The organism is Bacteroides caccae (genome assembly GCF_002222615.2).
GTDB classification, from domain to species: Bacteria; Bacteroidota; Bacteroidia; order Bacteroidales; family Bacteroidaceae; genus Bacteroides; species Bacteroides caccae.
On record NZ_CP022412.2, the window covers coordinates 1,789,121 to 1,812,138 of the forward strand.

A 23,018-nucleotide genomic window follows, 5' to 3' on the forward strand; every position below is an offset into this window, starting at 1 on the left:
CTTCATTCCGATGAAGTGACCTCTCTTTTTAGTATCTATGTTGTTCGTGATTTATGGCAGCCAGCGCGGGTCACCAAAACCATAACTCTGATAAAGTTCATCAGTGATAGTGAAATCAGCCTTATCCGGGTTGGCGAACGGATTGTTCTCAAGAACATTTCCTTCTGTGTCGAAGCACGTTACTGTTGTGTCCGTATTGCCTTCAGCCAATGAGATCAAGTTCTTACAGTTGTGGTAATAATTGTTCGAGTAGGTTGGCTTTCCTACGGCACTTGAGTTGGCAAAGCCGCGTTTGTTGTTGAAGTTGGCAATTACGTTGTTGGTAAACGTGTTGGTGTTACCCTTGAATCGCAGATAGAAGAAGCGATAGTTGGCTTCACCGTTACCTACATTATAGAATGTACATTTATCAATCGAAGTTACCATGTTTGCAGTTACGCTGTTTGATGCGTCATCGGCACGTAGTACGTCCCGTTTGGAGGCGGAGTTATAGATTGTGGAACTTGAAATGGTGAGATTGTTCCAACCACCTTTACGGCTATCAATAAAGTCACCACCGTCACACACGATATCATGAATGAGGGAGTTTTCTATCTTGATAGTATTTGGTACTGCTGCAACATTGATGTAAATAAGTCCTTTAATATAGTTTCTTATTTCACACCCGTTAATGGTAAGGTCACCGAATCCTCCTTCTTTTTTGTATTCAATAGCCTGACTGCCATCAGTATTCGTTCCATCTAACACAACCTGATAGAGATAGAGTGAAGCGCCGTTATAGATATGGATACAAGTGTTGATTACCGGTGGCTCAGCAGAATTCTTAGCAGCAATGACTACATTGTTATTAATTTGTAATTTGGCTGCTGTCAGCACATATTCACCGGCTGCAAGAGCAAACTTACTGCCTGGTGTTGCATCTTGAATAGCAGAAACCCAATCGTCAGCAGGAGTAAGTTCGATAGCATCACTCAAATCCAGATTAGTGGTGAAAGTAGAATAACCACGAGTCTTTTCACCTAACTTCAATGTAGCTCTGTAATTGGTTTCCGGTGTAAGACCTGTGATAGTGGCGGAGCCGGAAGATATGTCGGTTGAATTCAGCGTATACGTCACAGTATTGGCACTGGAGTTTGCGGTAGTAGGAGCACAGATGACAGCATCGACCTCAATACCCGGTGTCCATGTTACTTTTACAGAAGTGCTCTGAATGTCACCGGCTTTTACCTTTTTCATGTTCTGTTCGGGGTTGGTTGTACGCTTGATGTCAACCCATTTGGATGTGCGGGAAGAATTGTTTTCATCAATGGCTCTTACGCGGATGTAATAATCAGTCTCTCCGATAAGATTGGTTAAAGTCTTTTCGGTTAAAGTTGTGGTATATGAGGCATCCGGTGTACGTTGGTCATAGTCGGGACTGTCCGCATAAACTTCAAGTTCGTAAGAGGTAGCTCCTGACATTTCATTCCAACTGACAATGATGTTTACTTCCTGTGAAATACGTGCAGTGATGCCGGTTGGCGACAAGACACGATTAAGAACTAAATCATTGATATCATCTGGTTCACTACATGATGTCACTGCAACACTACCCAGGCAAACGGCAGCTAATGTACAAATTGATAGTATATATTTTTTCATTGTTGTTTAATCATTTAGTTAGTTAATACCACTCGTAATTAGAAAGATTAGGATTATCATTCAAGTTGACGTTAAAGATAGGCCAGTATTGATATTTGTCTGGGTCGCGAACATAGAGATAGTCAATAACATCTTCCAGGGCATTATCTTTGATCCAAGTGGATGCTTCGCCCTTACTGTCTGAAAATTCGGTATAGCCTTCCGGATTAATATCCATTTCACCATAGTTCAGACCGTAAAGGTTCAGTTTTGCATCCTTTTCGGTAGTCTCTATACCATTACGAGTCCAGGTATATGCGCTCATTTTATAATATGCATGGCCTGATAGCTGGCTGTAAGGATGTTTAGAATCATAATCGGTCAAACTCACAATAGCTTTCATCTTGTTTTTTGTCTCGTCCATTTTACTTTTCAACATTCCCCAACGGATAAGATCAGCTTTACGGATCAGTTCTCCGGCAAACTCATAAGCTCTCTCGTCAACAATTGCCTGGAACATCTTTTCTTTACTGAGAGCTGCTTCTGCAACATAAGCTGTAACTTCTGTTGCACGGTCGGAGGTCGCAAAAGCGCGGTTGCGAATCTTAGTCAGGTAAGGAACGGCAGCAGATGCACCATTCAATTCGTTTTCCAGTTCGGCGCGCATCAGTACGATGTCGGCATAACGCATATATTGTCTGTTGATACCGTCATCGTTTCCGGTAGGAATCATACGGTTCGTCCATTCATAACGCAACTTTCCGAAACTCCAGCTTTTGAAAGACTGAAGAGTTTGTACGCCTTTTGTCCATTGGAATGGGCAGCAAGTTATATCACGGCGCAAGTCCTTTACTGAATAGTCAAAGAAGAAAGTTGGTGTAGGACCAACCTGGCTTCCCTGAAGCATGGTTGTCATATTGTCGGCAGTGGTATGCTTGATACCGAAAGTGTACATGATACGTCCGCGTGCGGGGTTATTGCTATAACCTATCTCGAACAATGATTCACTGCCTGCATTGATAACATCTCCTGAGATTCCGTTGTTGTTGAAGATATCTTCAAAATTTGATTTCAAAGCCACGTAAGTGCCTTCCTGTTCCATTACATCTTTACAAGCTTGCAGTGCGATAGGGTAGAGACGTGTTTTGGATAGTTCCGGATCCGTACTTAAACGGTTTTCTCCGTCAAGACGCTGAGCGTAGCCGGATGCTTGCAGGCATACGCGGGCCAGGAGACCTTTTACGAAGACTTTGTTCACGCGTTCCACTGTTTGTGTGGCGTCTATCTCATTAGGCCACGCGCAAAGGTCTTGTGCCTCTTGCAAATCAATGATGAGCTGCTTGTAGATGACATCACGGTCTTCGCGTCCTGAATACATATTGTCGGCGTTCAATGAAGTCAGGCGTGCGGGAACATCTCCCCACATATTAATCAGGTCAATATAATGTAAGGCACGTAGCGTGAGCGCTTCCCCCAACAATTGTTTCATATTGGCATTTGTCAGGTCTGCATATTCACGAAGACCTTCAATAGCCAGATTGGCACGTTCGATAGCGGCATATATCTTAGCCCAAAGGTCGGTCCCGGTACTGGTGTTCATTTGATCGTTTCCGACTCCGGCATTGTATGTTGCCAAGTCTGCCTTTCCGTCGGCCTTGTCCGAACTGTTATAGTATTCTATATCTGTATTGTATCCATACCAAATGGCACGTGCACGATAGTTTTGCTCTCCAAATTCCTGATAGATATTGGCAATGGTGCCTTGTGCATATTCATAAGTACTGAAAATGTTCTTACCGTCTAAAGATGAAGGAGAACTTTGATCTAAGAAATCACTGCAAGAAAACAGACTAGCAAGAAGGGCGACAGCTGTCAATGATTTAATCGTTATATTTTTCATTTCTTTTTCGTTTTAGAAGTTTAAGTTAAGACCTATTACAAACTGGCGGCTCTTCGGGTATGCAGAGTAGTCTACTCCCGGAGTAAGAGCTGTTTTGTTTCGGGTGGAAACTTCAGGGTCGAAGCCTGAATAACCGGTCAGACAAAATACATTATAACATGTGGCGTAGAAACGCAAATTGTTAATACCCACTTTTCTAGTCAGGGACTGCGGTAGAGTATAACCTACTGTTAATGTAGACAGACGTAGGAAGGAGCCATCTTCAACAGCCCAGTCGGTCAATACATAACTGGTATAGGGTGACCACATGGTAGTATTGGCGTTTAATGCAGCCAACTGTGCGGGATCGTTTACCAAGTTTCCGTTGGCGTCAAGGTTTGTCCAACGTTTGCCTTCGGCCATAATGTCGATCATGTTACGGTAATAGTATTGATAGGACGAAGTATATTCAATCTTATTGGCATTATAAACGTCATTACCGATACTGTAAGTGAAGTTTGCACTCAAATCAAAACCATATACGCGACCTGAAAGGGCGAAACCACCACTGGCTTTAGGATTGGTATTACCGATAACGGTACGGTCTTTTTCATCAATGACATTGTCACTGTCGTCTATATTCTTCAGTTTTAAGGCACCCGGACGGAGATAACTGGCACCGATAACACCTGCATTGCTTGCTACATCTTGTTTCAATACCCATTTTTCACCGCTGGCATAATAGTCTTCAAAGTCACTTACTTCATAACGTCCGGCAGTTACATATCCGTAGATCTCACCTACTGAATGGCCTGGTTTCACGATGAAGTCATCCTGAATCTGTGTTGAGGCCCAACCGGATGATGCCGGATATTGTGATAATGTACCCAGGTTCTTTACTTTGTTTTTATTGAAACCTACGTTACCATTGAAGCTCAGCTCATAGTTTTTCTTGCTGATGATGTTCCAGGTAAGAGATATTTCAAAACCTTTGTTCTCAGTCTTACCGAGGTTGCGGTACTGGTAGTCATAACCGGAACCGGAAACAGGGAATGCGATTAGTAAATCTTTAGTCGTATTCTTATAATATTCGATGCTACCGGTCAGCTTGCCACCGAATAAGGTATAATCCAAACCAACGTTACGGGTAACGGTCGTTTCCCATTTCAAGTCCGGATTGGATGCGTAGGAACCACTTTGACCTGAGGCAATGCCGCTTGTCCAATAAGAAGGGAATTGATTGAGCCAAGTAGTAGAACCGGAAGACCATACGGGAGAAGTCTGGTCGGCGGGAATATTGTTATTACCTGCGGTACCATAAGAAAAACGTATTTTCAAATCATCAAGCCAATTCTGGGTCTTCTCCATGAACTTTTCTGAGGAAATACGCCATGCTACGGCAGCTGAAGGGAAATACCCCCAACGATTGCCTTTAGAGAATTTGGAAGAACCATCGGCACGGAATGTACCGCTAATCAAATATTTGCTTTGGAAATCGTAATTGACACGTCCGAAGTAGGAAAGCAAGTTGTCGTCTGCGTTAGTATATTTGTCTACACTATAAGGAGTACCTTGTGAAGACAAGGCCCAAGCCTGAGAAGCAGTAAAGCTGACAGGAAAGAAGCTCAGACGGTCATCATTCAATGAACTTTTTTTATTGATAGTCTCTTCACCAACCAATACATTCAGGTTGTGGTCTTTATTCTTGATGATATCTTTGAAGTTGTAATTTACTGTATTGGTATTGCGGAAAGTCTTACGCTGCGTGTCGGCAAAATAAGCCATCGGATGAACACCTTCTGTATCGGAACTGTTGGTACGTGCATTGTAAGTACTTGGACCATAATATTTCTTATCGGTATTGTAGTACCAGTCCAGACCGAACTCTGTTTTGAACTTGAAGTTCTTGAAGATTTCCCATGAAAAGCTTCCATTCATGTTGAAAGTCTGACGGTTCTGCTTGCGGTCCGTGTCATATACTGATGTAATCGGGTTTGTCAACTGAAAATCCGGGTCATAACTGTCACTCAAATCAGGAAAGTTAAACATCGGGTAGATCATAACGTTCTTCATGCGTGAGTCGGCTGAAGATACTTCACTCTTGCTTTCATTGGCACCTGCACCGTTTACTGTGGTATTGGCATAACGCATAGAGAAGTCGAGGCTGACTTTATCATTCACCTTGTGGTTAAGTTTTAAGCTTAAATTATCACGTCGGAAAGAAGACCCCAGCATGATAGCTTTGTCATTCATGTGGGCATATCCCATGTTGAATTTAGTTTTGTCCGAACCACCGCTAATTGTCAAGCTATGATTGAAGGTATTTCCTGTACGGCCGAATACTTGGTCTTGCCAGTCATTGGTTGGGGCGTTTTCATACAAGTCTGCATCTTGCCAGTTGCCGAAAAGACTGGTAAATTTGCTTTCATTACCTCTCAACAAGGCGTATTCTCTTTGCCATTTTACGTAATCAGTTGCGCTCAATGTCTCCAAGGTCTTTGCCATTTTTTTCCAGGAATAGTAGGTATTATAAGATACACTCAGTTTTCCTTCCTTTCCGCTTTTAGTCGTTACCAGGATTACACCGTTTGCACCGCGAGAACCGTAAATAGCTGTAGAAGATGCATCTTTCAGTACAGTCATATCCTCAATATCGGATGCGGGAATGTCGCTGATAGACTCTACCGGGAAACCGTCTACGATAAACAGCGGAGTATTGTCACCTGTGATAGAACCACCACCACGTACGCGAATCTTCATTTCTGCGTCAGGAGAACCTTCGGTAGTGGTGATTTGTACACCCGCCATTTTACCTTGCAAGGCTTCTGTTGCCGAAGCTACGGGAACGGCGCTCAATACTTCGGAACTAACCGTAGCAACGGAACCTGTGATATCTTTCCGTTTGGCTGTACCATAGCCGATAACAACGACTTCATCTAATGCTTTGGTGTCGTCAGACAAAGTTACGTCGATTTTGTTTTTTCCTTTGATTGCAATTTCTTGTGTCTTCATACCGATGTATGAAACAATAAGAGTGGCATTGGCAGGAACTTTGAGAGAGAAATCACCATCCAGATTGGTAATCGTACCATTGGAGGTATTTCCTTTTTCTACGATGGAAGCACCGATAATTGGATCTCCGGTTGCATCTTTCACATTACCGGTTGCGGTAATAGTCTGCGCTGATACGCTTAGCGAAAAAACTGCTAATATCATTAGCAGTAAAACTCGCATGTTTTTCATTCTTTTAGACATCATTCTTCTTTTAATATAGATTGTTAATATTATAAACATTCGGTTACTTGTAAGGCTTTGTTTGTGCAAAAATAAGTCATCGACAGCGCTATCTATGTGCAATAATTGTTTTTATCATGGGAAATATTGTTTTTCCACCTCTGAGTAACAAAAAAGCGGAAGTATTGCTATATACTTTCCGCTTTTCCTGTGTCTGTTTGGAAGTGTTATGTGTCAAAATTCTATTTCTTTGTGGGGAATAAATGATTGACCAGATTGTTCATATATACTTCCAGATTTGTGTATTCCGGACTTAAACTATACTTAGTACCATCGGCAGGGTCGTTCGGATCCAAATTATTTTTCTTTTCCCATTCATCCGGCATACCGTCACCATCGGTATCGACTAAAGTTACTTCCGATTTATATTCTGGCCATCCTCCTACATCCGATGGCTGGTCTATCATGCCGTTGGTGCTACCGTGGGAACCTTCATAAGTATAATTACCTTTGCGGGTTTCTTCTACAATGCGTTTGTCTATTATGTCACGACGATACGAAGCACCGGCATATTCGAGCACGTCTTTATATGCTTTTTTCGCAGATTGCAAGGAAGTACGTTCGGCTATATTGAAAGCTTTAGAGGACAACAACTTTTTTTCAGGTGCAAAGTCGTTCTTGATTACCAGTCCGTAGGCATTGTCTCTGTTCACTTTGTAAAGAGCTTCTTTTTGTTTATCGGTGAGTTTAGAACAAGTAGGGTCCATATAATTACCATTAAAGTAGAATATACCGTGGACACCGGCTTCATTCTTATTCGTTCCATCGTCGGCGTATGCGGTAAACAAACGTTTAAAAGAACCTTTTGTAGCGCTGAAAGGTCCCGGTTTATAATAGTTGTTAATGAAATTGTAGGAACCTCCTTCGCCGGCATAAGCTCCGTCACTACCATAATTATAGATTACATTATTGAATAAATCAACTTTTTCTTCTTCCGGTTTACCAGTATAGCGGCTTCCGCAAAGACGAGGAGTACGGTTGGTGTGATGAGCCAATAAGTTGTGATGAAAAGTTGCAGTCTGTCCTCCCCAAATGCCTCCATAGCCGTGAGCTCCTTTTTCATGAATGGAGTTGGCAAGGCTTTCGCTGATGATGCACCATTGGAGAGTGAAATTGCGATTATTATAAAAAGTGGCGCATTCATCGGTACTCCAACTCATGGAGCAGTGGTCAATGATAATATTTTGGTGGTTTTTGATGCCGTTCATAGCGTCGTCTCCTTTTTGTTTGATGTCAACTCCCATGCGTGAGCGGATAAAACGGACAATTACATTGTCGGCTTGAATGGAGAAAGTATAGTTTTTTAGGCAGATACCGTCACCTGGAGCTGTTTGTCCGGCAATGGTTAGGTCTCCATTGTTGACTCTCAGAGGTTTTTGCAGCTCTATGATTCCGTCTACTGCAAAAACGATTGTGCGAGTACCTTTTTGGTTGATAGCCCAACGGAAAGTTCCTTCGGAACCGTCATCGGCTAGTGAAGTCACTATATATACAGTACCTCCGGCACCTCCTGTTGTATACTTTCCGGCACCATCTGCTCCGGGAAAAGCTATAATTTTGTTTCGATCAGGGGTCGGATAGTCTTTCTTCTCATTATTGACACTTTTATTATCCTGTATATCAATGGATATATAGGTTGTCGCACTTACCATTATAGGTATAGTGAGTAAAATGCACAGTGCTGCCGGTAGTTTTTTATTCATGCTCTTTCTTTAGTTGATTATTGTTTTGATATGGAACTTTATTCTGATTTTCGTTTTAATGGCGTAAAGGTATGAATATTTAGGTAGCTACGTGTGTAATAATTGTTATTCGCATAGTATTTATTGTTATTTGAAACTTGTCTTTTTTTTAATTCAACCATAATTAATCAACAATAAATACAAAGTGAAAAACAAATATTGCACATGAGTATATTTCTGTTTCCATACTTTTGTGAGGTGAACTCGTTCGTAATAAAAAGGATAATCACTTTAAACTATCAGGAACATGAAAAGACTAATAAAAGGACAACTTGTTATTTGGGTTTATAAAGAAAATATATTGGGAATTATGTTGTCGGCTTTCCTTTTTGGGGGAGTAGTTGCCTGTTCGGATGAACAGGCAACAGAAAAACAGTTGACAGATGAATCGGGGCTACCGGAATATCCTATCCCCGACCGTACCACCATTGTTGCTTTTCCGGGAGCTTATGGTGCCGGAAAGTATACAACAGGAGGTGCGGGAGGTACTGTATATATAGTGACTTCATTAGCTGATGATGGGGTGGTGGGTACTTTACGTCATGCTATACAGCAGAAGGGAAGACGTACAATAGTCTTTGCAGTCGGAGGAGTGATCGAATTGCAGAAACAACTAGTTATCACCAACGATGACATTACTATTGCAGGTCAAACAGCTCCGGGTAAGGGAATCTGTTTGAAGGACAACACTTTGCGGGTGAATGCCAATAATGTAATTATTCGTTTCCTCCGTTGTCGTATGGGAGATGAAAAACGAATAGAGGATGATGCGATGAATGGTTATCAGAATAATTATCCCGGAAAGCAGAATATTATTATTGACCATTGTTCCATGAGTTGGAGCACTGATGAATGTGCCTCATTTTATGGGAATACTAATTTTACAATGCAGTGGTGTATTCTCAGCGAAAGCTTGTGGCATTCGATACATGAAAAAGAGGCTCATGGTTATGGTGGAATATGGGGTGGCTCACCTGCCACATTCCATCATAATTTGTTGGCTCATCACAGTAATCGGACTCCGCGTCTTTGTGGAAGTCGTTATTCGAATCGGGCAGATGTGGAAAAGGTGGACTTATGTAATAATGTAATTTATAATTGGACTAATGAAGGTGCTTATGGAGCTCAGGGAGGTTATTACAATATTATGAATAACTATTATAAACTAGGTCCTGCTTCCGCCAAGGATAAAACCCATGCACGTTTTTTCACCGCTTATATAGATGATGGAAAGAATGCCCAAGATGCCGGAGTATTTGGTTACTTTTATGTGAATGGCAATATAATGGACAATACATGTGTGGACTTGTCAGGCGAACAGCAGAAGGAGATTGCCAGCGCCAACGCCAATAATATTTCTTCTACTGCATTCAAGGTAAAGAATGACGAAAGAACATCTTCTGACTTATTGTTGGACATGCGCATTGATATCCTTTCTGATTACAGTTTTATGCAATCTGCTACAGACGCTTACGAAACTGTGCTGGCGTATGCAGGGGCATGGACATGTGGCTGGAAGGATAATAAGTATATCATTCCGGAGCGAGATAAGATTGATAGGCGTATTGTAAGTGAAACTGCTAATGGCACTTATAGTACTAATGCATCTAAAGGTGGTGGATATGGTTTGATAGACAGTCAGGAGGATACTATAGAAAAGTGGGACGAATATATAACTGCAACCTCTTCTCTTGTCGATACAGACAAGGACGGTATACCGGACGAATGGGAAATAGCAAAAGGCTTAAATCCTAATGATGCGTCTGACGGGGCGAAGTATAATTTGAGTGCTGCTTATACAAATCTAGAGGTGTATCTGAATGGCTTGGTGGAGAATACTTTTCCGGCAAGTCATTCCAAATAATTGTTTTTTAATGATTAGATTTCTTAGTTCTATTTGCTTGTGAAAGCAGGTAAAACAATGAGTATTATGATAAGTTTCATCGTTTTTTATCCGGTATTCATCGGATTATTGACCGTAAATCAGCAGAAAAGCCTGTAAAAGCATAAAGAAATGGCGTATCTTTGAACCATTAATCAATTAATAATAGAAATAATGGAAGAGAAACAAAAAACTTTGTCTGCTACAGGCTTTTCCGGTAAATATCTGGTAGCTTCACTTTTTATCCTTTCGGGGATACTACTGTTTGCCCGCAATATGGGATGGATTACTGCTGAATTGTTTAGCACGATAGTATCTTGGTATTCTCTTTTTATTATATTAGGTATATATTCGATGATACGTCGCCATTTTGTAGGAGGAATAATTCTTTTGTTGATTGGTGTCTATTTCTTATTGGGTGGGCTTTCATGGTTGCCTGAGAATTCTCAGGCAATGGTCTGGCCTCTTGCTTTGATAATAGCGGGTGTTTTGTTGATTTTCAAATCCCGAAGAAGAGGGCCTTGGTCTCATAGCCATATGGCACATCATCGCAAGGAATGGATGAAACGGAGAGGTCTGGGTATGAACTTTAAAGAAGAACAGCAACAATGCGAGTCTGTCGATGGCTTTTTGCATTCGGAAAATGTTTGGGGAGCGGCACGTCATGTCGTACTTGATGAGCTATTCAAAGGAGCTATTGTTCGTACTTCGTTCGGGGGTACAGTTATTGATTTGCGTCATACCCATATTGCGTTGGGAGAAACTTATATCGATCTGGACTGTAGCTGGGGAGGAGTTGAGATTTATGTTCCTTCCGATTGGAAAGTAGTATTCAAATGTAATACTTTCTTCGGTGGCTGTGATGATAAACGTTGGCATAACGGGGATATTAACCATGAGAGCATATTAGTAGTTCGAGGTACGCTTTCTTTTGGAGGTCTGGAGATAAAAGACTAGCGTATGAAAGCACATCCAATTATAGATTACCCTTATCGTTGGATTCCGATACTGCTGCTTTTGCTGGTGTTGGTTGCGGCTCAGGTAGCATTGGTCTGCCTATACACCGGAGCTGATTACCTTCCTGCCTTGGTAGATGGGATAGCAACGATGGGTTGGTTAGCTGCCTTAGCCTATCTGGCATGGTATGTTGTCGGGTTCGTTTCGTTATTGCAGACAGATATTATCATGATAGTGGTAGGAAGTCTGCTTTGGCTGGCAGGTTGTTTTATGGTTTGTGATAGTATGGTACGGATAGCAGGTATATCCTATATCCCTTTTACACAGACAATCCCTTTCCGGTTATTGTTCGGGTTACCGGTTCTGATTGCGGTAACTCTTTGGTATCGTTTGATTACCGCTAAAGAAGAAGTTTTGAATCAGGAACTTGAAAAAGAACTGATTGCGCATCAGGTAGTTGAGGCACCGGTGGAAGTTCCGGCTGGATTAATTAATCGAATCACAGTGAAAGACGGTTCACGTATTCATTTGATTAAAGCGGATGAACTAATCTACATACAAGCTTGTGGTGATTATGTGATGTTAATCACTCCTTCAGGAGAATACCTGAAAGAACAAACTATGAAATATTTTGAAACGCATCTGCCGCCTGAAACATTTGTTCGTGTTCATCGTTCAACTATTGTCAACGTGACACAGATATCACGGGTTGAACTGTTCGGGAAAGAAACATATCAATTATTACTAAAAAACGGGGTTAAGCTCCGGGTAAGCCTTTCCGGTTACAGATTATTGAAAGAAAGACTGGGATTATAAAACTGATTTTATGACTGAAGATAAAACTTTCATTTATTAATCAAAAATAAGCATACATATACTATTGTTTAGTATCCTCATATAAAATCCTCTTTATATTCTGGTTAAAGAATACAAAGAGGATTATTTTATTGACGTGAGTTGCATGGGGTATGGTGAGATGAAATCATAATTGGGGAATAAATTGCACAATACTTTCACAAGTGTCCTCCCGTCAATGCCTAAAATCAAGACAAATCTAGTTAAATAGTTTCTCCTTTTGCAATATTTATTAATTTATCTTATGGTATTTATGATTATTTTAATATATTGAAGATATTTTGTGGCATCTTTTTTTACCTCGCTAATTTTTCTTATGTTTGTAGATTAAATAATGAATGAACAGTAATGAATATGTCAACTCATCTTCTATATAATGATTTTCCAACTTTTCTGCGTAAGTATTTTCCCTATAAAGTACAAAAGATTTCGTTGAACGCGGGTTTCACTTGTCCTAACCGTGACGGGACGAAAGGGTGGGGCGGTTGTACCTATTGTAATAACCAGACCTTTAATCCTGATTATTGCCGGACAGAGAAGTCGGTCACTGCTCAGTTGGAGGAAGGTAAATGTTTCTTTGCCCGTAAATATCCTGAAATGAAATATCTGGCCTATTTTCAGGCATATACTAATACATATGCAGAGTTAGAAGGATTAAAACGTAAATATGAGGAAGCGTTGGAAGTAGAAGACGTAGTGGGGTTGGTGATTGGTACTCGTCCGGATTGTATGCCGGAAAGGTTGTTGCGCTATCTGGAGGAATTGAACAAACACGCTTTTCTAATGGTAGAATACGGTATTGAGAGTACTTGTGATAGAACTTTGCAGCGCATAAACCGCGGACATACTTATGAGGATACCGTAGAAACTGTCGGGCGGACGGCTGCTTGTGGCATTCTCGTAGGCGGACATATCATTCTAGGACTTCCGGGAGAAACATCTGACGCTATGGTGGCGCAAGCGGGAATCCTGTCTGACCTTCCTTTGTCAACTCTTAAAATTCATCAGTTACAGTTGATTCGCGGGACCCGTATGGCGCACGAATATGATATAAACCCGGCGGATTTTCATCTGTTCACGGAGGTAAACGAATATATTGATCTGGTGATTGACTATGTCGAACATCTTCGTCCGGATATGGTTGTAGAACGTTTTGTCTCTCAATCTCCTAAAGATTTATTAATAGCTCCGGACTGGGGATTGAAAAATTATGAATTTGTAGTACGTTTGCAAAAAAGAATGAAAGAAAGAGGTGCTTATCAAGGGAAGAAGTACAGGGATTCGGAAAAAAGAATTATTTTTGCAGGTGATAAATTTGCCACTGAATAATTACCTGTTTTTTAGAGGAAGCCGGTGGTGAAAGTGAAATTAATAAAGTTGAAGAATGGAGAAAACAAGAATTAAAGGAAATGTCCACTACGTGGGAGTGAATGACCGTAATAAACACCGTTTTGAAGCGATGTGGCCGTTGCCCTATGGAGTTTCGTATAACTCTTATCTGATTGATGATGAAATGGTGGCATTGGTGGATACAGTAGACATCTGTTATTTTGAAGTATACCTGCGTAAGATCAAGCAAGTGATCGGTGAACGTCCTATCAATTATTTAATAATAAATCACATGGAACCGGACCATTCCGGATCTATCCGATTGATAAAACAGCATTATCCGGAGATTATTATCGTGGGTAATAAGCAGACATTCGGCATGATTGAAGGTTTCTACGGTGTGACCGGGGAACAATATCTGGTGAAGGACGGAGATTTTTTGGCTTTAGGTCGCCATAAACTGCGCTTTTACATGACCCCTATGGTGCATTGGCCGGAAACGATGATGACATTTGATGAGACTGACGGAGTTCTTTTCTCCGGCGATGGCTTCGGATGTTTCGGTACAGTAGACGGTGGCTTTCTGGATACCCGTATTAATCTGGATAAGTATTGGGGAGAAATGGTTCGTTACTATTCTAATATCGTAGGTAAATACGGAAGTCCTGTACAAAAGGCTTTGCAGAAACTTGGCGGACTTCCTATTTCTGCTATTTGTTCTACTCATGGACCGGTGTGGACAGAAAATATAGCTAGAGTGATCGGTATATATGATCGTTTGAGCCGTTATGACGCTGATGAGGGAGTAGTTATCGCATACGGAAGTATGTATGGAAATACAGAACAAATGGCTGAGGCTATTGCCGAAGAACTTTCTGCACAAGGAATCAAGAATATCGTAATGCATAATGTTGCTAAGAGCCATCCTTCCTATATTATAGCAGATATTTTCCGTTATAAGGGATTGATTATCGGTTCTCCTACATATAGCAATCAGATTTTCCCGGAGGTAGAATCATTGCTTTCAAAGATTCTGGTGCGTGAGGTGAAAGGACGTTATCTGGGTTATTTCGGTTCTTTCGCATGGGCAGGTGCTGCGGTGAAACGTATGGCAGAGTTTGCAGAAAAGAGCAAATTTGAACTGGTAGGCGATCCGGTAGAGATGAAGCAGGCGATGAGGGATATTACCTATACTCAATGCGAGAATCTGGCACATGCCATGGCAGAGCGCTTGAAGAAAGACCGTTAAAACAGTGAATAAGATTATTAATTTATTAACTAACCTATAAAACAATCGACTTATGAGACTTATTATTCAGCCGGACTATCAGTCCGTATCTCAGTGGGCTGCACATTACGTTGCTGCAAAAATAAAAGCTGCCAATCCAACCCCTGAAAAACCGTTTGTATTGGGTTGTCCTACCGGATCTTCTCCTCTGGGCATGTACAAAGCTTTGATCGATCTGAATAAGAAAGGAATCGTTTCCTTCCAGAATGTAGTAACATTCAATATGGATGAATATGTAGGACTGCCGAAAGAACATCCGGAAAGCTATTATTCTTTTATGTGGAATAACTTCTTCAGTCATATTGATATCAAGGCTGAAAATACGAATATCCTGAATGGCAATGCTCCTGACCTGGATGCAGAATGTGCACGTTACGAAGAAAAGATTAAGTCTTATGGCGGTATCGACTTGTTCATGGGTGGTATTGGTCCTGATGGACATATCGCTTTCAATGAACCGGGTTCTTCATTGACTTCACGTACTCGTCAGAAAACATTGACTACGGATACAATCATTGCTAACTCTCGTTTCTTTGACAATGATATCAATAAAGTGCCTAAAACTGCTTTGACAGTAGGCGTGGGTACTGTTCTTTCTGCCAAAGAAGTGATGATTATCGTGAATGGACACAACAAGGCCCGTGCACTGTATCATGCCGTAGAAGGTTCTATCACTCAGATGTGGACAATCAGTGCATTGCAGATGCATGAAAAAGGTATTATCGTATGTGATGATGCTGCGACTGAAGAATTGAAAGTAGGAACTTACCGTTATTTCAAGGACATTGAAGCTGGTCATTTGGATCCGGAATCTTTGATTAAATAATATAGAACAGACTCTATAAAGAATGAAGGTGTGTCGTAATACACGATGCGCCTTCTTTTTTTTCATTGACTATAAAAATCGGTTCATTTTCTTTAAGCTGCGATATTTTGAGGATTTCTTTGGTTTATGTGTTCGCAACATCTAAATAGAGCAACTGTAAGCTCATAAAACGGTCTAATCAGCCAATCCATACCTTCTTTAGTCATTTTTGCACACATCTTTTTTATATTGAAGGCAATGGCAAAGAAGGAAAAGTCCATGAAGACCTTATCCTTTCCAAAATGGCGGAAACGTTTGTAATTCATATTGTTTTTCATTTGTCCGAACACGGCTTCCGGTTCTATGCATCTCTGTCCTCTGTGTTTCAGTCCTTCCTCTGAGCAGAGCAACTCTTTGGCTTTTTGCTTGTATCTTCTGAGTCTGTGATTCAACTCTATCGTTCTGTTCCCCTTTGCTTTAAAACATCGGCATCTTAGCGGACAGCCTTCACATCTGATGGCTCTGTACGTGGCATTTTCGCTGACATATCCGGATGCTGTTTTCACATGTCTAGTCCCTATCCTTTGCATCTTCTGTCCCATGGGGCAGATACAAAAGTCTTGTTCTTCATTGTAGTAGAAGTTTTCCGCCCTGAACGGGTCCGGTTTGAATCTCGGCCGCTGTTCCATGTGGAAGTAGTTGTATTTGACGTAGCCCGCCATACCGTTTTCTGACATGAAGCGGTAATTCTCCTCAGAACCGTAGCCGGAATCGGCCACCACCGTATGGGCCAACCTGTCATATCTGCTTGAGAAGGATTGCAGGAAAGGTATCATGGTCAGTGTATCCGTAGGGTTCGGAAAGAGTGCAAAATCGGTAATGAACTGGTTCTCGGTGCCGATCTGGAGGTTGTAACCGGGCTTTGTCTGGCCGTTACGCATGGCATCCTCCTTCATTCTCATGAAAGTAGCGTCCTTGTCCGTTTTGGAATAGGAGTTCCTGTCCTGTAGCGTGTTCAGACGGTTGTCGTATTCCTGCAGCTTGTCCCTGTGTTCTTCCAGTTCCTTCAGCTGTTTGCGTTTCTTTTTCAACGCAGTCTTTTCCTCTTTCGTGGAGGGCTCAGGAACCTGTTCAAGTGCTTTCCGCAATTCTCCAGCCATCTCAGTCAGCATGGCCGGAGTGAACTCAATCTCCTCATTGCTTTCCGATGAGTTCTCCTGGGCGATGACATCGTCTATCTGCCCTAACAGGACATGTATCTTCTTCATCAGGCGTTCACAGTTCCGCTCAACCGTTTTTCGCCAGACGAAAGTATACTTATTGGCTTTGGACTCAATCTTTGTCCCGTCAATGTATTCCACATTCAGCCTGATGAAGCCTTTGGAAGAGAGAAGGAGTACGGTTTGGGTAAATACCTCGTTGATTTCCTTTTTCACCCGGTTGCGGAAACGGTTGATGGTAATGAAATCAGGTTTCTCATATCCGGCAAGCCAGATATAATGGATGTCACGATGAAGGAGCTTTTCAATTTTCCGGCAGGAATAGACGTTGTTCATATAGGCATAGAGAATGACCTTGAGCATCATCCTGGGATGGTAAGGGCTGCGGCCGCATTCCTTATACAACTTCCTGAAACTTTCAAGGTTCAGGCTCTCAACCAGAGCGTCAACCATCCGAACTGGATCATGCTCTGCAATATCCTCGTCAATTCTTTGAGGAAAAAGCACTGTTTGGTTGGAATTATAAGGACGAAAATGTATCTTTGTCATAGTGAAAATCTTATGCCTAAAGATACAAAATCTTTAGGTAATAACAAAGCCCCAGCTTGTGAAAGTCGGGGCTTTGTGCTTAAAAAAAAGAAGGTGCGCATTTTGACACACCTCCATTTTGTAATGAATTCTGTCGAAGAAACTAACTTTCTTCTAACCAACCTTTTCCCTGACGAACAATTTCCGGTTCATCCTCTGTGCATTTTACTACCGTTGAAGGTTCTATTCCTCCGATACCTCCGTCAATAACTAGATCCACTATATCGCCAAACTTTTCATCGATTAGTTCGGGATCGGTTATATATTCCAGATCCTCATCTTCATCGTATGGCAAGGTGGTGGTCATTATCGGAGCGTCCAGCAGACGGGCAATTTCCCGGATGATATTGTTGTTCGGCATACGGATGCCTACCTCTTTCCGGTTACGGAAGATTTTGGGCAATCGGTTTGTTCCGTTCAGGATGAAAGTAAACGGTCCCGGAAGATTATGTTTCATAAGTTTGAAGACGTTATTGTCCACCTTGGCATATTCACTGATACTACTCAAGTCATAGCAGATGATAGACAGATTGTTTTTACGTGGGTCTATCTCCTTGATACGGCAGATGCGTTCGATAGCACGCTCTTTCAGTCCATGACAGCCGATAGCGTACATCGTATCAGTAGGATAAATAATAAGTCCGCCATCATTCAGAATGTCGATAATCCGTTGTAAGTCCTGCGGATTGTTATTTTTATCATATAGCTTCAGAAGCATAATCTCTTTTCCTTATTTTTCTTATTTAAGTTTCTTCTTCAAGAAGTCCAATGCCTTCTCGGCCGCCTTTTCCGTTACTTTCTGTTTGATAGAATCTTTGTTGGCACTGGCAGCAGAGTCAAGTCCGAGTTTCTGGCCTAATTTGCTGATAGCCTCATCGGCTACTGCTTCCACAGCTTGATTGGCCATACTCTTGGTATCGACACTGACTTTAGGTGAAGTGAACGAACCTCCGATTCTCAAATCAAGAGTCATTAGTTTGGAGATATTACCGGCAGATGCAGGAAGTTTAATCTTTCCTGTGTAATCGATAGTCTGGTCGAGACCCGTGCTACCGGAAAGATTCAGGTTGTAGTCTCCCATTTGAATATCGAACGGTTTTGTTTCTACCCGTCCATCTTTGATGATGAAGTCCAGTGTCATATCTTTTACTTTCATCTCTTTCAGGTTGGGTTGCTTAATCGCATCAGCTATTTGATCGATAGCTTTCACACCACTTAGGCTAAGGTCGCGTGTGGAGAGGCTGCCGTCTCCCTGCATTGTATCCAATATGGGGCTCATGGCTGCGTCCAAATCCGTCAACACGTTGATACTGCCGGAGAAGTTCCCTTTCAGATTTTCAAAGATAGGAGCCATTTTCTGCACCATATCCAGTTCCTTGTAAGCTTGGGCAAAACCTATATTCGTCAGTTTGAATCCAGCTTTCAACTCAGGTTTCTTGGCATCGGCAGTGGAATAATATCCGTTCATCACAACATTTCCTCCCATAGTGCTCATAGACAGATTTTTCATGTCTACTTTACCGTCTTTGACAGTAAGCTTACCGTTCATATTGTTGAAGGACATCTTGTCAAACAGTACTTGTTTCAGATTAGCGTCCATTTGGAAGTCGATGTTGCGGGGAACTTCAACAATTCCCGTGGAACTAACGGAATCCGTAGTTGTTACATCACCGGACGAAGACATTTCTTCACCCGTAGCCGACATGAAATCGTTCAGATTGAAGTAGTTGGAACGGATATTCAGACTTCCTTTCAAGGTAGTGCCTTTCAACGCATAACCGATATAGTTTTCGAACCGGCTGTCGGCAGTAATGTCATTCTTACCGATGTTGACGGTTGTTTCGCTCAACTGAAGATATTTGGGTGTAAACGTAAAGAGTGATTTCTTAATTTCTACATCCGGCATATCTTGCATTTTAAGTTTCATGTCTGTTAAACCAATCGTTCCAGCAGCCAGTATGCGGTCGTATTGTTCCTTTTCGATAGATGAAAGGCGCCCGGACATTTGCATATCAGCGTCGATTGTTCCGTTTAGTTCCATATCTCCAAGCGGATATACTTGTTTGATCATACCAAGGTTAAGAATTCCTTTTGCTTCCACTTTGAAGTCAGGATCGCTGACCGGCGTTTTCACGTAGGCAGTCAGACTGAACGGGTTACCTGCCAGACGGAAGCTAAACGGGTTAATATCCACCGTCGTCAGGTCGATATTTCCTCCCGGATTCTGTACGTTGGCATTGATGTTAATTTGGTCTACTCCTGCCGGTAAAGCCGGATAGCGGAACATGGCATTTTTGACTTGCATATCGACATTGAACGCAGGTACGGTATCTCCTAGCAGGGTGCCTTTGGCTGTTGCGTTCAGTGTGGCGGTTCCGTCGGTTTTCAGGCTGGAAAATTCGGTGGCATAGATAGCCGGGATTAGCGAAAGGATTTCTTTGAAACCTATATCGTTGGTATTGAGTTTCAAGTCCATGTCGATAGCCGGGTCTTTCAAGGCTACCCAGCCGTCAATACCTGCCTGAATAGCGTTGAGGCGAATGGTGTTATCCTTTAATGTGTACTTGTTATTGGCCAGATCGGCGTCCACATCCATTTCAGCGGAGATGTTGGCATTCGCCAAGAAAGGAATCCCGTTCATCTTGTAAGTCAGGGATTTTGTTTCCGCTTCCAGTTTCAGTGTGGTGCGTTCACTGCCTAAGTCTCCGGCGCAGGTTGCGTTAAAGTCTTGGATGTCAGCATACATCTTTCCTTGTTGGTCATCATAAATCAGATTCATGTTTTTTATGACGAAACGTTGGAGTTTCACTTTGAAAGGGGAAGATTCTTCTTCTGCAGCGGGAGTCTCGGCAGAGGCTGTCGTATCCGGCTCCATAATGTTCCAGTTGGCACGTCCGTCCGGCAACACAATGGCATGCAGCTTTGTGTCTTCGATGAATATTTTGGAAATATCGTAACCGCTATCTCCGAAAAGAGAGAATAAGTTGATGGCGGCAGTAACTTCTCCGGCTTGTACAAGGGTATCATTGGCAAATTCACCAGTGCCTTTTAGCCAGAAATCTTCGAGAGTGACAGAAGCCTGTGGAAAGTTACGGAACAGGCTAATGTTAAGTTTCTTAAAGTCAAATTGCGCATTGAGCATCTTGTTGCCTTCTGTTTTTACAATATCGGCTATCTTACCTTGGAAGGCGAAAGGAAGAAGGAGCATTAGAATGATAATTACTCCTACGGTGATAGCTGCGATTTTCAAACCTTTTTTCATTTGCTTCTATTTTAAGAGTCTGATAATATGTAAGGAACAAAACTAATAAAACTTTTTGATAATAAGGGATAAAAGAGATTTTTTTAGGGATTCTTATTTTAAAATTAGGGGAATCCAAAGCACGGAATTATGGCAGGGAGTGGTTGAGGCAATGGCTCTTCAGGGGTTGTAGTGGAGGAGATTCGTTCTTTGGTGAGCAACGGTCTCTTTCTCGGTGAGGAACAGTGTATTGGTCAGTGAGGGAAAAACGGTCGGTTCCCGTTTCCTCCCTTTTGTATATATTTATTGTTTTTTCTTTTTCTTCAGTTCCTCTGCAATTCTCCATTGTAACGCAGCTTCCACTTCCTTTCCGGCTTTCAGCAAAGCGTCTCCAAAAAGTTCGTGTGCACCGGCGTGTTCCGGTTTCAGACTTGTAGCCTTATCCAGATCGGCGATTGCACCTTCTGTGTTTTCTGTTTTCAACCGGAGTTTTCCCCGGTTATAGACAGCTTTAAAATTTGCCGGATGAAGGTTTACTGCGGTATTAAAGCAATTTTCAGCGTCGAAATAATCTTTATTATTGAATAAAGTAATTCCTTTACGTATCCATGCGTCTATGTAGTTTGGATCGAGGCTGAGCGCTTTATCGTAGTTGGCAAGGGCAGCACGTATATCATGTGCTTGGGTGATACATTCGTTTCCCATTAACAGATACTCATGGGCGTATTGGCGTAGGCGTTCCTGTTGTTCCCGCATCTGTTCCTTGAGTTTTTTATTCTGTTCTTTCAGGGTGTTGATAATGCCGAGTTTTCGGCGAATCAGACGGCGGGGAACAGGTTTTTCAATATCATAGCGGGAATGGATGGCACGGAAGAATTGTTCCAGACATTCCTCCATATCACCTTTATTGAAAGCGCGGGCGGCTGCGGCATATTGCACATCGGCCTGTGCCTGTTTCAATGCCTTGTCAATGGCTTGCCGGTTATTAAATCGTCCGGCGAAGTTGACGATTTCCGGACGGACGAAAATATCTGCCCGGTTAATAGGCTTTTTAAGTTGGATACCATCCAGAGAAGTACAACGGCTGAGTGCGACATACGCTTGTCCACCGGCAAATACTCCTCCAGTGAAGTCGATTACCACCCGGCTGAAAGTCAGGCCCTGGCTCTTATGAACTGTAATTGCCCAAGCCAACCGGATAGGATATTGAGTGAAACTACCTAATACTTCTTCCTCGATCTCTTTCGTTTTTTCGTTGTAGCGATAACGGATATTGCGCCATGAATCCCGTTTAACGTCACATTCTTTCCCGTCATCAGTGATAACGTATATCGTTTCTTCTTCTTCATCAATACCGGCAATGACGCCAATAGTGCCATTTACCCAACGACGGTCAAAGTCATTCTTGATAAAGATAATTTGTGCACCGGGTTTTAGCACTAGCTCTTGTGAGGTGGGTAAACTACTTTCGGGAAAATCTCCTTCGATAACTCCTTCAAAAGTAATCGATTCTCCCGGAAGCTCGGCCAGTTTTTTTTCGTTGATTGAATCTACCGTATCTCTTCGGGTAGCAAGCGTGATATACATATCTGCTTCCGATTCTTCAATCTGGCTTCCATATCGGGTATTCAACAGTTGGAGGTCGGCTGCTCCGGCAGTATTAGTACGAATGTGGTCAAGTACACCGACAAAAACCGGATCAGTCTGCCGGTAAACCTTTTGCAGTTCGATAGAAACTAAATCTATCTGACCGAATACTCTTGCTGAGAAAAAGTAAGGAGTAGGATAGAAACGGTTCAGTATTTCCCGTTCATCATTCTTCACGACAGGTTCCAATTGGAAAACGTCGCCTACCAATAGTAACTGTTTTCCGCCGAAAGGTTCGCGCAGATTATGAGAATATACTCGTAAGATGCGGTCGATTGCATCAATGATATCCGCCCGTACCATGGAAATTTCGTCAATGATGACCAGTTCTATCTGTTCCAATAATTTGCGGTGCGGCTTCGTATATTTGAAGAACTCATGGATACGGCCGCGTTGCAGACTTAAATTTGGATCGTCCGGCAATAGCGGATAAAAAGGGAGTTTGAAGAAACTATGCATCGTACTTCCTCCGGCATTGATTGCAGCAATTCCGGTCGGAGCAAGTACAACATATTTCTTTTTGGTATGCTCGCAGACATAACGCAGAAATGTAGATTTTCCCGTACCCGCTTTCCCGGTCAGAAAGACCGACTGTCGGGTGTACTGAATCAGATTCAGTGCATCCTGAAATGCAGCATTGTCAGTGTCTACGCTCATCTTCGTATTTGCTT

14 protein-coding genes are annotated in these 23,018 nt (G+C 42.1%); 6 read left to right on the forward strand and 8 right to left on the reverse strand.

Annotation, left to right across the window (positions count from 1 at the left end; all coding sequences use genetic code 11):
• Window positions 1-51 precede the first annotated feature (51 nt).
• From CGC64_RS07070 to CGC64_RS07085, 4 genes are all read right to left on the reverse strand, one after another.
• On the reverse strand, window positions 52-1,641 hold the full coding sequence (locus CGC64_RS07070) for a DUF4957 domain-containing protein (protein WP_005677231.1): 1,590 nt from the start codon (window positions 1,639-1,641) through the stop codon (window positions 52-54).
• Between the two features lie 22 nt (window positions 1,642-1,663).
• The gene (locus CGC64_RS07075; protein ID WP_005677232.1) at window positions 1,664-3,520 is read right to left on the reverse strand and encodes a RagB/SusD family nutrient uptake outer membrane protein; all 1,857 of its coding nucleotides are present in this window, start codon (window positions 3,518-3,520) and stop codon (window positions 1,664-1,666) included.
• A 12-nt stretch (window positions 3,521-3,532) separates the two neighbouring features.
• Window positions 3,533-6,754, reverse strand: a complete 3,222-nt coding sequence (locus CGC64_RS07080; protein WP_032837535.1) for a SusC/RagA family TonB-linked outer membrane protein — start codon at window positions 6,752-6,754, stop codon at window positions 3,533-3,535.
• 221 nt (window positions 6,755-6,975) lie between these two features.
• Window positions 6,976-8,496 carry a hypothetical protein gene (locus CGC64_RS07085; protein ID WP_005677234.1) on the reverse strand — a complete coding sequence of 507 codons (1,521 nt, stop codon included), beginning with the start codon at window positions 8,494-8,496 and terminating at the stop codon, window positions 6,976-6,978.
• 286 nt (window positions 8,497-8,782) lie between these two features.
• Here CGC64_RS07085 and CGC64_RS07090 point away from each other — a divergent pair, with 286 nt between their 5' ends.
• From CGC64_RS07090 to nagB, 6 genes are all read left to right on the forward strand, one after another.
• Window positions 8,783-10,399: a hypothetical protein gene (locus CGC64_RS07090; RefSeq protein WP_005677235.1), complete on the forward strand. Its 1,617-nt coding sequence runs from the start codon at window positions 8,783-8,785 to the stop codon at window positions 10,397-10,399.
• 192 nt (window positions 10,400-10,591) lie between these two features.
• On the forward strand, window positions 10,592-11,374 hold the full coding sequence (locus tag CGC64_RS07095) for a LiaF transmembrane domain-containing protein (RefSeq protein ID WP_005677238.1): 783 nt from the start codon (window positions 10,592-10,594) through the stop codon (window positions 11,372-11,374).
• A gap of 3 nt (window positions 11,375-11,377) precedes the next feature.
• Window positions 11,378-12,190, forward strand: a complete 813-nt coding sequence (locus tag CGC64_RS07100; protein WP_005677239.1) for a LytTR family DNA-binding domain-containing protein — start codon at window positions 11,378-11,380, stop codon at window positions 12,188-12,190.
• Between the two features lie 387 nt (window positions 12,191-12,577).
• Window positions 12,578-13,558 (forward strand): TIGR01212 family radical SAM protein, encoded by a 981-nt coding sequence (locus CGC64_RS07105; RefSeq protein ID WP_005677241.1) that lies wholly within the window; start codon window positions 12,578-12,580, stop codon window positions 13,556-13,558.
• Between the two features lie 55 nt (window positions 13,559-13,613).
• Window positions 13,614-14,807, forward strand: a complete 1,194-nt coding sequence (locus CGC64_RS07110) for an FprA family A-type flavoprotein (RefSeq protein WP_005677243.1) — start codon at window positions 13,614-13,616, stop codon at window positions 14,805-14,807.
• A 52-nt stretch (window positions 14,808-14,859) separates the two neighbouring features.
• Window positions 14,860-15,672 (forward strand): glucosamine-6-phosphate deaminase, encoded by an 813-nt coding sequence (nagB, locus tag CGC64_RS07115; protein ID WP_005677244.1) that lies wholly within the window; start codon window positions 14,860-14,862, stop codon window positions 15,670-15,672.
• A 92-nt stretch (window positions 15,673-15,764) separates the two neighbouring features.
• On the opposite strand, the gene CGC64_RS07120 is transcribed toward nagB, so the two are convergent.
• The 4 genes from CGC64_RS07120 to CGC64_RS07135 all read right to left on the reverse strand — a co-directional run bounded on the left by CGC64_RS07120 (window position 15,765) and on the right by CGC64_RS07135 (window position 23,004).
• Window positions 15,765-17,420 carry an IS1182 family transposase gene (locus tag CGC64_RS07120; RefSeq protein ID WP_005677245.1) on the reverse strand — a complete coding sequence of 552 codons (1,656 nt, stop codon included), beginning with the start codon at window positions 17,418-17,420 and terminating at the stop codon, window positions 15,765-15,767.
• Window positions 17,421-17,562: 142 nt separating this feature from the next.
• Complete coding sequence (locus tag CGC64_RS07125) at window positions 17,563-18,177, reverse strand: L-threonylcarbamoyladenylate synthase (RefSeq protein ID WP_005677246.1); 615 nt, start codon at window positions 18,175-18,177, stop codon at window positions 17,563-17,565.
• Window positions 18,178-18,198: 21 nt separating this feature from the next.
• A complete protein-coding gene (locus tag CGC64_RS07130; RefSeq protein ID WP_005677247.1) occupies window positions 18,199-20,721 on the reverse strand; it encodes an AsmA family protein in 2,523 nt (840 codons plus the stop codon).
• Between the two features lie 282 nt (window positions 20,722-21,003).
• The gene (locus CGC64_RS07135; RefSeq protein ID WP_005677248.1) at window positions 21,004-23,004 is read right to left on the reverse strand and encodes a tetratricopeptide repeat protein; all 2,001 of its coding nucleotides are present in this window, start codon (window positions 23,002-23,004) and stop codon (window positions 21,004-21,006) included.
• Window positions 23,005-23,018 lie beyond the last annotated feature (14 nt).

Bases quoted from the DNA above. Each gene is read 5' to 3' on its own strand.
- CGC64_RS07070 (WP_005677231.1), bottom strand. From the start codon at position 1,641: ATGAAAAAATATATACTATCAATTTGTACATTAGCTGCCGTTTGCCTG.
- CGC64_RS07075 (WP_005677232.1), bottom strand. From the start codon at position 3,520: ATGAAAAATATAACGATTAAATCATTGACAGCTGTCGCCCTTCTTGCT.
- CGC64_RS07080 (WP_032837535.1), bottom strand. From the start codon at position 6,754: ATGTCTAAAAGAATGAAAAACATGCGAGTTTTACTGCTAATGATATTA.
- CGC64_RS07085 (WP_005677234.1), bottom strand. From the start codon at position 8,496: ATGAATAAAAAACTACCGGCAGCACTGTGCATTTTACTCACTATACCT.
- CGC64_RS07090 (WP_005677235.1), top strand. From the start codon at position 8,783: ATGAAAAGACTAATAAAAGGACAACTTGTTATTTGGGTTTATAAAGAA.
- CGC64_RS07095 (WP_005677238.1), top strand. From the start codon at position 10,592: ATGGAAGAGAAACAAAAAACTTTGTCTGCTACAGGCTTTTCCGGTAAA.
- CGC64_RS07100 (WP_005677239.1), top strand. From the start codon at position 11,378: ATGAAAGCACATCCAATTATAGATTACCCTTATCGTTGGATTCCGATA.
- CGC64_RS07105 (WP_005677241.1), top strand. From the start codon at position 12,578: ATGAATATGTCAACTCATCTTCTATATAATGATTTTCCAACTTTTCTG.
- CGC64_RS07110 (WP_005677243.1), top strand. From the start codon at position 13,614: ATGGAGAAAACAAGAATTAAAGGAAATGTCCACTACGTGGGAGTGAAT.
- nagB (WP_005677244.1), top strand. From the start codon at position 14,860: ATGAGACTTATTATTCAGCCGGACTATCAGTCCGTATCTCAGTGGGCT.
- CGC64_RS07120 (WP_005677245.1), bottom strand. From the start codon at position 17,420: ATGACAAAGATACATTTTCGTCCTTATAATTCCAACCAAACAGTGCTT.
- CGC64_RS07125 (WP_005677246.1), bottom strand. From the start codon at position 18,177: ATGCTTCTGAAGCTATATGATAAAAATAACAATCCGCAGGACTTACAA.
- CGC64_RS07130 (WP_005677247.1), bottom strand. From the start codon at position 20,721: ATGAAAAAAGGTTTGAAAATCGCAGCTATCACCGTAGGAGTAATTATC.
- CGC64_RS07135 (WP_005677248.1), bottom strand. From the start codon at position 23,004: ATGAGCGTAGACACTGACAATGCTGCATTTCAGGATGCACTGAATCTG.